This window comes from Arcicella rosea (assembly GCF_014204325.1).
GTDB lineage: Bacteria > Bacteroidota > Bacteroidia > Cytophagales > Spirosomataceae > Arcicella > Arcicella rosea_A.
In genome coordinates this window covers 1-13208 of the sequence record NZ_JACHKT010000050.1, presented here as the reverse complement: position 1 = coordinate 13208, position 13208 = coordinate 1, and the positions used below count along the sequence as shown (strand labels likewise).

Sequence of the window (13208 nt, the reverse complement as noted above, 5' to 3'; positions counted from 1 at the left end):
TTATAGAAAAAATGGCAGAAAATAATAGTGAGAATAATAAACCTCAGGGCTTTCCGAAGCGTCGCCCTAATGCTTCAGGAAATGGTTTTCAAGGATGGTTGGTTGTAGGGTTAGTTGTTGCTTTAATTAGTATTTACTTTTTGAGTAAAACAAAAGTTCTTAAACCAATTCAGCAAACTCAGTACGAACAAATGGTGCTGAATCAAGAAATTGCGAAATTATCCATCATCAAAGGAAAAGATATTGTTGAAATAACACTTAAACCTGAGGCTTTACCTAAGTACAAAAACGAATTAAGCGACCAACCAAATGCAGTTGTCAATCAAACTGCTGGTCCTCAATTTGAAAAAGAAATTACTTCAATTAATTCTTTTGAAACAGAACTCAACGAATTACAGAAAGATATTCCTCGTGAAAAAAGAGTACACGCTACTACTGAAGAGCATTATGGAATATTTGAATTCTTAGCAGGGCCGGGATTTTTCATTTTGATGTTTGTAGCGATTTACTTCATGTTCTTCAGAATGGGCGGAACAGGTGGACCTGGCGGACAGATTTTCAATATCGGTCGTTCAAGAGCTACTTTGTTTGACGGTGAAGCGAAAGTGAAAATCACTTTTAATGATGTAGCTGGTTTAGATGAAGCAAAAGAAGAAATTCAAGAAATTGTAGAATTTTTGAAGTTCCCTAAAAAATTCACAGATTTAGGAGGTAAAATTCCAAAAGGTGCATTATTAGTAGGCCCTCCAGGTACTGGTAAAACATTGTTAGCGAAAGCAGTTGCTGGTGAAGCGGGAGTACCTTTCTTCTCTCTTTCAGGTTCAGATTTTGTGGAAATGTTCGTAGGTGTTGGTGCGGCTCGTGTGAGAGATTTATTCAAACAAGCAAAAGAAAAAGCACCATGTATCATCTTTATTGATGAGATTGATGCTGTAGGTCGTTCTCGTGGTCGTGGTGCAATGCCGGGTTCAAATGACGAACGTGAAAATACTTTGAATTCATTATTGGTTGAAATGGATGGTTTTGCAACAGATTCTGGAATTATCATCATGGCGGCAACAAACCGTCCAGATGTACTAGATTCAGCATTGTTACGTCCGGGACGTTTCGACCGTCAGATTTCAATTGATAAACCAGATATTATTGGAAGAGAAGCAATTTTCAAAGTACATTTAAAACCTTTGAAATTAGCAGCTGATATTGATCCTAAAGAATTATCGGCTCAAACGCCAGGTTTTGCAGGTGCTGAAATTGCCAATGTTTGTAACGAAGCTGCTTTGATTGCGGCTCGTCGTAGCAAAACTGCGGTTGATATGAAGGATTTCCAAGAAGCAATGGATAGAGTAATTGGCGGTTTAGAGAAAAAGAACAAATTGATTTCTCCAGAAGAAAAGAAAATTGTTGCTTATCACGAAGCTGGTCATGCTATTGCAGGTTGGTTCTTAGAACACGCAAATCCATTAGTCAAAGTAACAATCGTTCCTCGTGGTGTTGCAGCTTTAGGTTATGCACAATATTTGCCCAAAGAGCAATTCTTGTACAGAACTGAACAATTAATTGATGAGATGTGTGTTACTTTGGGTGGTCGTGTGGCAGAGGATATTATTTTCGGTAAAATCTCGACAGGAGCGCAAAACGACTTAGAACGTATCACTAAATTGGCTTACAGTATGGTAACTATTTATGGTATGAACGATAAGCTTGGAAATGTGTCTTTCTACGACTCAAAAGGCTCTGAATATAATTTTAATAAACCGTATTCTGAACAAACAGCTCGTGAGATTGATGAGGAAGCTCGTAAAATTATCCAATCTGCTTACGAAAGAACAAAGGCTTTATTAACTGATAAACAAGATAAGTTAGAGATTTTGGCTCAGGAATTATTAATAAAAGAAGTACTTTTTCAAAATGATTTAGAGCGTTTGGTTGGTCCAAGACCATTTGAACAATTAACTACTTATCAAGAGTTTACAAGAAACGAAGATAGAAAAGCCGCAGAGTTAGAAGCTAAAGAGGCTGATGCTAAAACGGAAAAAGACAAAGAAGAAGCTTCGGCTGAAAAATAAACTTAGATTATTAGAAAATGATAAAATCCTACTCAGTTGCTGGGTAGGATTTTTATTTGTTGCAACAATAGAAGAATCTGCTTTAACCAAAACGATTTAGATTTATTGTATATTTGTTTTCTAAATTTGTTTCAATGACTACGATTAATTTACAAGCCGACAAAAAAATATACTTCGCTTCTGATTTTCATTTAGGATACCCAGACCATCATACGAGCTTAATTCGTGAGAAAAAGATTATCGCTTGGTTGAATCACATTCAAAAAGATGCTCAAACGATTTTTTTGATGGGAGATTTATTTGACTTTTGGTTTGAATATGAGAATGTAATTCCAAAAGGCTTTGTCAGATTTCAAGGTAAATTGGCAGAATTATCGGATGCAGGTATCGAAATTGTAATTTTTAGAGGAAATCATGATATTTGGATTTTTGATTATTTCCAGCAAGAAATGGGAATTCAAGTATTAAGAGAACCGACAGAATATATTGTAAAACAAGCTAATCATAGTACTTCTTTTTATTTAGTTCACGGAGATGGTTATGGCCCTGGAGATTATGGCTATAAAAAATTGAAGTTGATTTTTGAAAGTAAGTTTTGTCAATGGGCATTTGGTTGGATTCATCCTCAAGTTGGAATGAAATTAGCAATGGCTTGGTCAGAATCAAAAAAGGGGGAAGAACATTTGAAACGTGAGTTACGGTTCAGAGGAGAAGGAGAATGGCTATGGGCTTATGCCAAAGAAATTGAGCAACAGAAACATCATGATTTTTATGTTTTTGGGCATCGTCATCTTTTATTAGATTTAGAGGCAGGAGAAAATAGTCGCTACATCAATTTAGGACAATGGTGTTATGATAATGCAGAAAGTAATCATTATGCCATTTTCGATGGTGAAGATTTTACGGTAAAACAGTTTCAAGGATGAAAATATTAGCGATACTCTTATTGATTAATTGCTCAGTTTTAGGACAAAACATCGCTTTTGACTCACTGATTCCGAAGCAAACCTATCGGTATTTTGAAAAGAAAGATTTTGTTGTATCTAAGGAAAAACAATTGAATGGTTCAGAGCTTTTCTCAAAAAACAATTATTTGATCGAAGCAGAGTTGCTTTGTAAATCAGCAAGAAATTTTGGCTTTAAAGTAACACAATTGAAAGATAAAGAAAATCCTAATAAAGTATTAGAAGAGCTTGTTTTAGGCTACAATGTTCATCAAAAACATCTTTATATTGATAGAATTAAATCATCCAAACCGTCGGTAAAAGATTTAATAGTGCCTTTGAAACTGGTAAATAAAAGGGTAAAAATGCAAATAATTGTAAGTAAAGATTATGTTCGTTTTTTTGCCAATAATAATGAAGTAATGTTAGCTGATTCAATTGCACCAAGTAGTGAAGCAGTTATGTTTTCAATTTTTACTAAACACAGAAAAGTAAAAGTTGAGTCTTTGAAAATCTGGGATTTGGAACAACCGCCTCTCAATAAACATGATTAATCATTACATTCCATCATCAGCAAATCGCCAGTTTTATAAGTAATTTTCACTAAACCATCCTCTTTTACTTCATTGCTACTTCCAGTTCTGTAGCCGATTTTAAGGCTATCATCTGATAATTCATATTTCAGATTTTCGGTATTTATTCCAGTTACATCACCAATTGGAATCAATGAAATCGGTGTTTTGGATGGATACCATTTTTCATAAGTATTCGGGAGAATGAAAATCTTGGAGTAATCATCTATCACAACAATTTTCAATTGTTCTCTGAATCTAACAATGTTGGTAACATTTGTTATGGTATGGTCTGCTCTTCTCCCTGTTGCCCAAATGACATTTACGGCTGGAAAACCTTTTTCAATCAAATAATCGAAAGCTTTTTCTAAATCAGTTTTGTTTTGATCAGGCGTATGTACGATTTCAATCGGATATTGTTCTTCTCTGATTTTATCAAGATTTATCGCTCTTTTGATACTTTGCTCATCCAAAAGAGTAAGGTCAGAAGTATTTCTGAGTACATCAAAATCACCCAATAGTACATCTACTTTAATACCTAATTCCAACACACGATTAATGGCAGAATCAAGTACAATGACTAATGGCGACCATTCCAGTAATTGGCCCATAAGTTCAAAACTACAGGCTTCACCGTTGGCAATGATTAGTGCAGGTTCTTGTTGTTCTCTGATAACGTGATGAGATGACATAAAAGAGGAATTTGTTTGAAACACAAATGTAACAAAAAAGGCACTAAGATTACTTAATGCCTTTTTTGCTAAATAAAAAATCAATTATTCTACCAGAAAGTAGTATAAAGAACTACCAAGATTATAAAGATAGCAATTGCGCCAATTGTAAAGCTTTTTGTTGTTTTGAACATTGAAGCATCTACAGCCAAAGCTTTTGGATTTTCTTTCGTTGATGGGTCAATTAAACCTAAAATCAACATCGTAATAACGCATATTACGAAAGTAATCGCCATACGGTCAAGGAAAGGGATAATGTGTTTGCCTTCAGCATCTAAGAAAGATGTATAGATTGGTGTTTCGTACAAACCTGTCCAATCTGGGAATTCTTTTAATACTAAAGAGATAACCACAGAACCGATTGTTGCTACCATTGCACCAGCAGAGTTAGCACGTTTCCAGAAGAAACCTAACAAGAATACTGCAAAAATACCCGGAGAAACATAACCAGTCATTTCTTGAATAAAGTCGAAACCACCTTTTTTATCAATTCCTAAGAAAGGAGAAATGAAGATGGCAAGAATCATCGAAACAACAATTACAATTCTACCAGTTGTTACTAATTCTTGTTCAGTTGCATTTTTCTTAAAGAATTTTTGATAAATATCAAGCGTAAAGATAGTTGAGATTGAGTTTGCTTTACCCGCTAAAGAAGCTACGATAGCAGCAGTTAATGCAGCAAAAGAAAGTCCTTTTAAACCAACTGGAAGTAAATTCAATAAAACTGGATAAGCATGATCTGGATTTACAGTACCATCTGCTCCTAACATTTCTTGTTGGAACATTCCATTTTGGTATAAAACATAAGCTGCAATACCAGGAATTACTACGATAAGTGGCATTAATAACTTCAAGAAACCTGCAAAAAGCAAACCTTCACGAGCTACAGGAAGAGAAGCTCCTAATGCACGTTGTGTGATGTATTGGTTACAACCCCAGTAGTTTAGGTTTACAATCCACATACCACCAATTAATACGGCTAAACCTGGAAGAGAAGTATAATTAGGATTATCTTTCTTTAAAATCATGTGGAAATGGTCGTCAGCACGAGTAAACATTTGCTTCATTCCTTCAATAGCACCAACTTCCCCGAATTGTTCTGATACCAATGTCAATGCTAAATAGGTAGTACAAAGTCCACCTAAGATTAAGAAAAATACTTGAATAACGTCTGTAAAACCGATTACTTTCATTCCACCTAATGTGATAATTACGGCAAAAAATGCTAATCCCCACATACAAAGTGTAAAATCGATTCCAGAGATTGTTGTAATAGCTAAAGCTCCTAAATATAAAATAGAAGTAAGATTTACAACAACATATAAAATCAACCAGAAAACAGCCATGATGGTACTAACAGTTGAATTATAACGTTGTTTCAAAAATTGAGGCATCGTAAAAATCTTATTTTTCAAGTAAATAGGCATGAAAAATACTGCGACAATTACTAATGTTGCGGCTGCCATCCATTCGTAAGCTGAAATAGCCAAGCCCATTTTAAAGCCATTACCAGCCATACCAATAAATTGCTCGGCTGAAATGTTTGAAGCAATCATCGATGCTCCAATTGCCCACCAAGTAAGAGAACCTTCGGCTAGGAAGAAATCTGTAGATGATGCTTGTTTTGATTTTTTCTGTTGGTAAATCCAGTAGCCGTAGCCCGCTACAACGATAAAATAGAAGAAGAATACTAGATAGTCAATGGATTGCAGTCCTTTTTGCATTGGGTTTATTTTATTTTTTTGGTTATATATTATTTTTCATTCCGAAAGATACTGCATTAATTCAAAATTTAATAGATTAAATACAATAAATTATGTTTCAAAAGCTATTTGAAATTTACCATAATGTATGTAATTTATTGTAATTCAATAAGTTAGCCTATAGGTTAATTATGTCAAATTGACACGTTTTGTTTTGGTTTTTTACAATTTAATATAAGAATAATCAAATTGATTTTTGGAAAAGACGTAATAAATTACTTGCTGAAAAGCGGTGAAAATGATTAAATTAGTTTATTTCTCTCAGAATTAATATTTTTTGTAAATAAAAAAACACTTAAGCCTAAAGTTTTGGTTCAATCATTATCACTTCTTCTTTATCAATAATTACTTGTCCTTCGCCCAAATCTCTGGTTTTTCTTACATATTTTTTGGGCGTAACGATTACTGGACAAAGCGTATCATTTTTTCTTTTAGAATAAAAAGCTGCTAAACCTGCTGCCTTTTCAATCACATTTATAGGAAAATTTTTGCCTGCTTGCTTACGAATTACCACGTGCGAACCCGCAACATCACGTGCATGAAGCCACAAATCTTCTTTTCTGGCGAAGCGTTGTGTCAGTAAATCATTATTCTTCGCATTGCGACCAACCAAAATCTCATAACCTTCAAACTGATAATACTTAAAAAGCGTCTGTACCGTTTCTACTACTTTTTGTGTGGGTTCTAATTGGTGGGCTTTTAGGTACTTTCTGAATTCTTTTAACGTTTCAAAGCCTTCAATATCTTTAATTTGTTGTTCTATTTCAGCCAAATCCATTTCTTTGGCTTCCACATTTTCCATCAATTTCTCGATTTCAATCTTTTCGTTTTTAGATTTTCGATAATAATTCTCAGCGCTTTTCTGTGGACTCAAATCTGGCTTTAAACGAATTTTTATCGGTTGGTCTCGATAAAAATCATATAATTCAATTACTTCAGTTCTTTCAGGAATGGCGTGAAGATTCGCCATGATAATATTCGCAATTTCATCATGTTTTACACCTGTATCTAATCCCGAAAGTTGCTGATAACACTTGTCTATATAGGTTTGTGTTCGTGTTTTTTTCTTTTGAAGTATTTTAATGATTTGTCCTTTTTCTTTATCAATCACATTGATTTTGTTGTGAGCATAATAAAAGGCATTGCTGGCTTCAAGTGCGTCGGTAAAAGTTTGTAGAATTTCTCCTTCTTCTTGAATTAATGATAAAACTGGTTGAAAATCAAGCGTTTTTATGTAAAAGCTGGGCTTTTCAAGTTCTTGCAGAATTGCCTGAATTTGTTCCCAACTGACGTTCTCTTGGTTGTTTTTCGTCAGAAACTTTGTGATTTCTTTCCCAAAAGTAGGAAAAAGACCTTTCCAACCTTTTTCTTGGAAGGCTTCAAAACTTTGGTCGATTGGTCTGTCGAGTTTATCTAAAACAACATTATTATCAATCACCAATTTGTTTTGAAATAAATCTATTACTTCGTTGCCTTGAAAAAGAATGATATTAGAGCGATTGCCGTACATTTTAAAAAGTAAGACAAAATCGTTTTCAAAGTATAGGGCAAATGCACGCTCGTTTTCAAACTGACGAACGCTGAGTACTTTTAAATCTATAATTTCTTTGAAAAGATTGACCGAATTTCTGCCTGCTCTTTTGAAATCTTTCGGAAAAACCAAACAAGCAAAATCTGGATGAAGTACTGCTTTGATATAAAAATCTTTTTGGTCACGCCATTGTTTGCCTTCGCTACAAAAACCCAATAGAATTTCGTCTTTTTCTTGTGAAAAACATTCTGCCAAGACTAAGCCCGTAAGTTCGTTTGAAAGTTTTAGTGATAATTGACGAAGGAAGTAATAATTAGTTTGCATACAATTTGTGAAAGCCGAGGCTTTTTATTTGAGTGCAAAGGTAGCTGAATTAAGTATTTTTAAATATTAACTGAAAAATACGTTAAATAACTTAAATCTTAGTTGTAAAACTGAAAAATAAGTTATAGCTTTGGTTCATGGAAGAATTAACAAAAACAGAAGAGAAAATTATGCAGGCACTTTGGCAGTTGAAAAGTGCTTTTGTAAAAGATATTATCGAAAAAATGGATGAAGAACCAAAACCGCCCTACAATACGATTTCGTCGGTAGTGAGGATTTTGGAGAAAAAAGGTTTTGTAGGTTACAAAGCTTATGGCAAAACTTATGAATACTTTCCGATAATTTCTAAGGAAGATTATGCCAAGAAAACTTTCAAAAAAGTACTGAGCAATTACTTCGATAATTCGGCAAGTAGTTTATTATCATTTTTAGTAAAAGAAGAAAAAATTTCTTCGGCAGAATTAGACGCACTGAAAAATATTATTGATGGCAAAAACTGATTTCATGTATTAATTTTTTTAATCCTATCAACTATGAAGTATTTATTGGAATCAAGCATTTCTATGATGCTTTTATACACACTTTATTTTTTTGTTTACAGAAATTTTACTTTTGTTCGGCTCAACCGCATTTACTTGTTGTTGAGTTTAGTTTTCAGTTTGCTGATACCCAATTTTACTTGGGAAGTAAAAGAACTGGCTTCAACTCCGCAAAAATTGGTGGATTATGCTCAGTTTTATTCATTAAAACAGCTTGAAGCTTTTGGAAATAGGGGAGGCGAAGTAATCGAAAACCCAAAAGCTGAAATTTTAAATGGTTTCACAGTCCTATATTTTTGTTACTTTTTGGGTTCAGCATTGATGTTGATTAGATTGGCGATACTGACGTTTAAACTATTTAGTTTGAAAAAAATACCTTCTAAACCTTATATTTCAATCACTGGAAAATTTGCTAATTCTTCGTTTTTTAATCTGATTTTTATTGATGATAAGCATTTAGAAAAGCCAGAAATCGAACAGATTTTGGCACATGAACGCTGGCATGTGCGTATGCTTCACTCTTTTGATTTACTTTTTGTCGAGTTGGTGAAAATTGTTTTTTGGTTCAATCCTATTGTTTACTTGTATCAACTTTCGTTGGCAGAAGTACATGAATACGAGGTAGATAGCCGAATGGTTGAACAATTTCACCCACGAACTTATGCTCATCTATTGTTAAAATTAGCAGGTTTTCAAAGTCAGCCAATGATGATTCATACTTTTAGCCGAAAACCACTTTCCGACCGTATTCATTTTTTATTTACTAAACAAAAATCAGTACCTATGAAAAAGCTCGCTTATTTGTCCGTTTTGCCCATTTTGGGGCTAATCACCATGGCGTTTTCTTTTGAAACTATCGTCAAGAAAATACAAGAAAAGCCGAATAAAAATGTTGAAAGACCACGAAATAGTGCTTTGACAACTTATCCAGAAGTAAAAGTTTCTGATAACAAGCAGCTTTTTACAATCAATATAAATGATAAAAAAGACCAAATTTGGGTGACTATGAGTCCCAGAAAAATTACGCCTGATTTGGTCAATGGAATCATTGCTGAACAATTTAAAAGCTTTGGCTTTTTGGTGAAAGTAAAAAATGTTGAATACAACGGAGTCAAGAAGTTGAGCAGAATCGAAATTAGCTTGGAAGAAAATGAAGAAAGAAAAAATGCAAGAGATAAAAAGAAAGTGAAAGTATCAGACTTGCCAACGCATTTTAGTTTTAATCTCAGTAAAATGATTAATAAAAATCCGAAAAACTTGGATGCGTTGATTACTCTTTTTGCCGATAAAACCACAGGTGAACATTTTGTAGCACCACTTGGTCCACCGCCGCCGCCGCCACCACCAATGCCACCATCACCACCACCAGCGCCTCCAATACCAGTGAAAGGTAAAAAATAAATACAGAAGCTTGATAGTTTTATCTATCGAGCTTTTTTTATGAAAGTATTGGACTACATCCAAAGGAAAGTATCAGCTACTTTTCTAATCTTTTACCGTTCCACAAAATAAAATACCATTCTTCCTAAGTATTTTCTTATTGCGAAAATCCAGAATATCTTTGATGGATAAACCAAAATTTCACGATTTTTATAATCGTTATCAAAAAATGACACCTTTTCGCAAAAGCTCATTTATTCGAAAAGTCAAAGATATTACAGTAGGTAGCTCTTTGGCTTTGGCTGTTTTAGGAAATACGGTTATGCTTCAAAGTTGTGGAAGCTCTAATCAGGATGATGAGAGTGACTATGAAGAAGTGGAAGTTTATACCAAAGGAGTAAAAACATATATTTCTGAAACCTCAAAAGGGCAATTTAAAATTACAGATGAGGTACAAGTACCCGCAGATAGCTCAGTAGCCATTGTAACTTATTTGGATGGAAAAAAAGATACACTTTCGCCAAGAGCTGTAAAAGCCTTGATTGACAATGAAATTGCCACCAATCAAGCCCAGATTGGTCAAAGTAGTAATTTGTCTAATGCCTTGCTTTACGGTGGAATGGGCTATTTATTAGCAAAAACTTTAAGTCCGACTTATTCAAATTATCGTCCTGATATGTCGAATAATTTTAATTCATCAAATTCCTCATATAACAGTACAAAGCAAGACAGTTCGAGAAGAAGAAGCCGTGTTGGATATTATGGAGGAGGAATGAGTCGTTATTATGCAACAACAAGTGCTTTTCAAAAATCTAGCACAATTCATGAAAACATTGGAAGTTCAAGAACAATTACTTCTCGCCCGATTTCAGGAAGAAGTGGTTTCTTTCGTAGTTCAAGTCATGGTGGATTTCATGGATAGTTTATTAGCTTTCGGCTTTGAGCTGTCAGCCATCAGTATTTATATTTTGTTTTCAGTGAAAATTTATTTTACCATATTTAGAAGTTGACAGCCGATAGCTGAAAGCTCATAGCTATTTACAATGAATCTCAAAAAATTAAATATATCACCTAAACAAACGCTACAAAATGCAGGTTGGGATTGGATGCTTGGCGAAAATACTTTGCCATACATTACCGACGAAATGATCATTATTTCTGAAAAAGAAGCTGAAAATTACTTTGAAGCCGTGAATCAATTATACGAAATGTATATTGAGGCTGCACAATATGTAGTTGAAAACGAGCTTTTTGCAGAAATAGGCATTCCCGAAAATCTTATCAAATTAGTAAAGTACTCTTGGGAAAACGATAACCATTGGCATCTCTACGGACGCTTTGATTTAAGCGGAGGTTTAGATGGAAAACCCATAAAATTGATAGAATTCAATGCAGATACGGCTACTTGTATTCCAGAAACTGCCGTTGCTCAATGGGCTTCTTTAAAGGCAAATGGTTTAGACGAAAGTTCGCAATTCAATACTTTGTATGAAGCTTTGGTTGAACAATTGAAAGAAGTAAAACGTCAAAATCCTGTACTTTCGCCTACTTTGTTGATTTCAACAATGGAAGGTTTTCCAGAAGACGACACCAATATGCAAGTATTAGGCGAAGCAGCTTTGGAAGCAGGTTTTGAAGTAGCGTTCGAGCATATTGAAAATGTAGAATTTTCGCCAGTAGAAGGGATTTTCAAGCAAAGTGAGGAGGATGGTCGTTTCACAAGATACGATTTCTGGTTTAAACTCGTACCTTGGGAGTACATTGGTTGGGATGAACCAGCATTAGCAGAAATACTCACAAAACTGATTTATGATAAAAAAGTAATTATCCTGAATCCAGCTTATACTTTATTATTTCAGTCGAAAGGAATCTTGAAGGTTTTGTGGCAATTATTCCCAAATCATCCTTTATTATTAGCAACAGACAATAAACCTTTAGTGCATAAAACTTGTGTGCAAAAAGTACTTTTCGGAAGAGAAGGAGCAAATGTAAAAATACTTTCAGAGGCAGGAAATACAATAGAAGCTAAAGAAGGAGAGTATTTTGAACAGGCTTCTATTTATCAAGAATTTACTGAATTTGTAAGTGACAACGCTGGCAATTTTTACCAAGCGGGCGTATTCTTTGCCGGTGAGGCTTGTGCTTTAGGTTTTAGAAAAGGAGGAAAAATCATTGATAATACGGCACAATTTTGTGGACATATTGTCGAATAAAAAAATATTAAAATGCCCATTATTCAAACTTGTTATAAACCGTCACACATCTGGAAAGATGCTCATTTTTCAACCATTTATCCAAGTACGCTTAGAAAAGTGACGGGCATCCAATACAAGCGAGAAAGAATAGAGCTTTGGGATGGAGACTTTTTAGATTTGGATTGGTCGATGGCGAAAAGTAGTATTCCGAATGTAAAAACCAAAAAGAAAAAGGCTATTGTATTACCTGAGAATGTTCAGCCAAGTAAATCTTTGGCAATACTTTCACATGGTTTTCTGGGAAATAGCACTCGTCCCTATTTACTTGGTGGCGTAAAAGCTTTTAATGCTATCGGTTGGGATGCTTTGGCTTGGAATCACAGAGGATTAAGTGGTGAAAATAATCGTTTAGAACGCATTACGATTCATGGAGGAAGTGACGATTTGGAGGCTGTGATTAATCACACTTTATCAAAAGGTATTTACGAAGAAATTGTATTGGTTGGTTATAGCAAAGGAGCAAATATTACGCTGAAATATGCTGGAGAAAAGGGGAGTGAAATTCCCAAAGAAATCAAAAAAATTGTAGGAATTTCTTCTCCAACAGATTTACAAGGTAGCGTAGATGCGATGGGGAAATCAGGATTTTATGCGGAAAGGTTTAAAGGTAAATTGTTAAAATTTTTAAAAAATCGTTGGGAGTTGATTGATAATCAAATGTTTAAGGAATTTGAAAAATATAAATTTTTAGACGATTTTACAAATAATTACATCGCTCCATTGCATGGAATGAAAGATGCCGAAGAGTATTATGAGCAATGTGCCGCAGCACCTCACGTTCCTAAAATCAGAATCCCCACTTTTATTTTAAATGCAAAAAATGACCCAGTTTTATCTGAAAGTTGTGCCATGTTAGATGTAGCTAAAGACTCAGATTATATTTTTTCAGAGTATCCAAATTATGGTGGACACTGTGGTTTTTACGCTTCAAATCCTGAAGGTTTATATTATGGGGATAAACGAATGATTGAGTTTGTGGAAGGGAAAATTGTGGTTTAGCTATTAGCCTTGAGGTACTGTCTTAAAATCCTATTATTTGATTATAATTATTTTTATATTTGCTATTCTTGAAGGAGAGGTTGCTTTGCAACTTCATCCAGTGT

At 34.3% G+C, this 13208-nt stretch carries 11 protein-coding genes; 8 read left to right on the top strand and 3 right to left on the bottom strand.

The window, feature by feature from the left end; genetic code table 11:
- Positions 1–11 precede the first annotated feature (11 nt).
- From ftsH to HNP25_RS20695, 3 genes are all read left to right on the top strand, one after another.
- Positions 12–2066, top strand: coding sequence for an ATP-dependent zinc metalloprotease FtsH (gene ftsH / locus HNP25_RS20705; RefSeq protein ID WP_184137518.1), 2055 nt, complete (start codon positions 12–14; stop codon positions 2064–2066).
- Positions 2067–2200: 134 nt separating this feature from the next.
- Entirely contained in the window at positions 2201–2992 is a 792-nt protein-coding gene (locus HNP25_RS20700; RefSeq protein WP_184137516.1) for a UDP-2,3-diacylglucosamine diphosphatase, read from the top strand.
- Entirely contained in the window at positions 2989–3564 is a 576-nt protein-coding gene (locus HNP25_RS20695) for a GH32 C-terminal domain-containing protein (protein WP_184137514.1), read from the top strand. The genes HNP25_RS20700 and HNP25_RS20695 overlap by 4 nt, the downstream gene beginning before the upstream one ends.
- Here the strand turns inward: HNP25_RS20695 and HNP25_RS20690 are convergent.
- From HNP25_RS20690 to HNP25_RS20680, 3 genes are all read right to left on the bottom strand, one after another.
- Positions 3561–4274, bottom strand: coding sequence for a thiamine diphosphokinase (locus HNP25_RS20690; protein WP_184137512.1), 714 nt, complete (start codon positions 4272–4274; stop codon positions 3561–3563). The genes HNP25_RS20695 and HNP25_RS20690 overlap by 4 nt on opposite strands.
- Positions 4275–4363: 89 nt before the next feature.
- Entirely contained in the window at positions 4364–6037 is a 1674-nt protein-coding gene (locus HNP25_RS20685; RefSeq protein ID WP_184137510.1) for a sodium/sugar symporter, read from the bottom strand.
- 340 nt (positions 6038–6377) lie between these two features.
- Positions 6378–7931, bottom strand: coding sequence for an NFACT RNA binding domain-containing protein (locus HNP25_RS20680; protein WP_184137508.1), 1554 nt, complete (start codon positions 7929–7931; stop codon positions 6378–6380).
- A 137-nt stretch (positions 7932–8068) separates the two neighbouring features.
- Here HNP25_RS20680 and HNP25_RS20675 point away from each other — a divergent pair, with 137 nt between their 5' ends.
- From HNP25_RS20675 to HNP25_RS20655, 5 genes are all read left to right on the top strand, one after another.
- Positions 8069–8431: a BlaI/MecI/CopY family transcriptional regulator gene (locus HNP25_RS20675; RefSeq protein WP_184137506.1), complete on the top strand. Its 363-nt coding sequence runs from the start codon at positions 8069–8071 to the stop codon at positions 8429–8431.
- 33 nt (positions 8432–8464) lie between these two features.
- The gene (locus HNP25_RS20670) at positions 8465–9871 is read left to right on the top strand and encodes a M56 family metallopeptidase (RefSeq protein ID WP_184137504.1); all 1407 of its coding nucleotides are present in this window, start codon (positions 8465–8467) and stop codon (positions 9869–9871) included.
- A gap of 163 nt (positions 9872–10034) precedes the next feature.
- Positions 10035–10772 carry a Cj0371 family chemotaxis-regulating polar lipoprotein gene (locus HNP25_RS20665; protein ID WP_229202925.1) on the top strand — a complete coding sequence of 246 codons (738 nt, stop codon included), beginning with the start codon at positions 10035–10037 and terminating at the stop codon, positions 10770–10772.
- 121 nt (positions 10773–10893) lie between these two features.
- A complete protein-coding gene (locus tag HNP25_RS20660; protein ID WP_184137502.1) occupies positions 10894–12063 on the top strand; it encodes a glutathionylspermidine synthase family protein in 1170 nt (389 codons plus the stop codon).
- 12 nt (positions 12064–12075) lie between these two features.
- Complete coding sequence (locus tag HNP25_RS20655) at positions 12076–13104, top strand: YheT family hydrolase (protein WP_184137500.1); 1029 nt, start codon at positions 12076–12078, stop codon at positions 13102–13104.
- Positions 13105–13208 lie beyond the last annotated feature (104 nt).

Bases quoted from the DNA above. Each gene is read 5' to 3' on its own strand.
- ftsH (WP_184137518.1), top strand. From the start codon at position 12: ATGGCAGAAAATAATAGTGAGAATAATAAACCTCAGGGCTTTCCGAAG.
- HNP25_RS20670 (WP_184137504.1), top strand. From the start codon at position 8,465: ATGAAGTATTTATTGGAATCAAGCATTTCTATGATGCTTTTATACACA.
- HNP25_RS20660 (WP_184137502.1), top strand. From the start codon at position 10,894: ATGAATCTCAAAAAATTAAATATATCACCTAAACAAACGCTACAAAAT.
- HNP25_RS20680 (WP_184137508.1), bottom strand. From the start codon at position 7,931: ATGCAAACTAATTATTACTTCCTTCGTCAATTATCACTAAAACTTTCA.
- HNP25_RS20655 (WP_184137500.1), top strand. From the start codon at position 12,076: ATGCCCATTATTCAAACTTGTTATAAACCGTCACACATCTGGAAAGAT.
- HNP25_RS20675 (WP_184137506.1), top strand. From the start codon at position 8,069: ATGGAAGAATTAACAAAAACAGAAGAGAAAATTATGCAGGCACTTTGG.
- HNP25_RS20665 (WP_229202925.1), top strand. From the start codon at position 10,035: ATGGATAAACCAAAATTTCACGATTTTTATAATCGTTATCAAAAAATG.
- HNP25_RS20695 (WP_184137514.1), top strand. From the start codon at position 2,989: ATGAAAATATTAGCGATACTCTTATTGATTAATTGCTCAGTTTTAGGA.
- HNP25_RS20690 (WP_184137512.1), bottom strand. From the start codon at position 4,274: ATGTCATCTCATCACGTTATCAGAGAACAACAAGAACCTGCACTAATC.
- HNP25_RS20700 (WP_184137516.1), top strand. From the start codon at position 2,201: ATGACTACGATTAATTTACAAGCCGACAAAAAAATATACTTCGCTTCT.
- HNP25_RS20685 (WP_184137510.1), bottom strand. From the start codon at position 6,037: ATGCAAAAAGGACTGCAATCCATTGACTATCTAGTATTCTTCTTCTAT.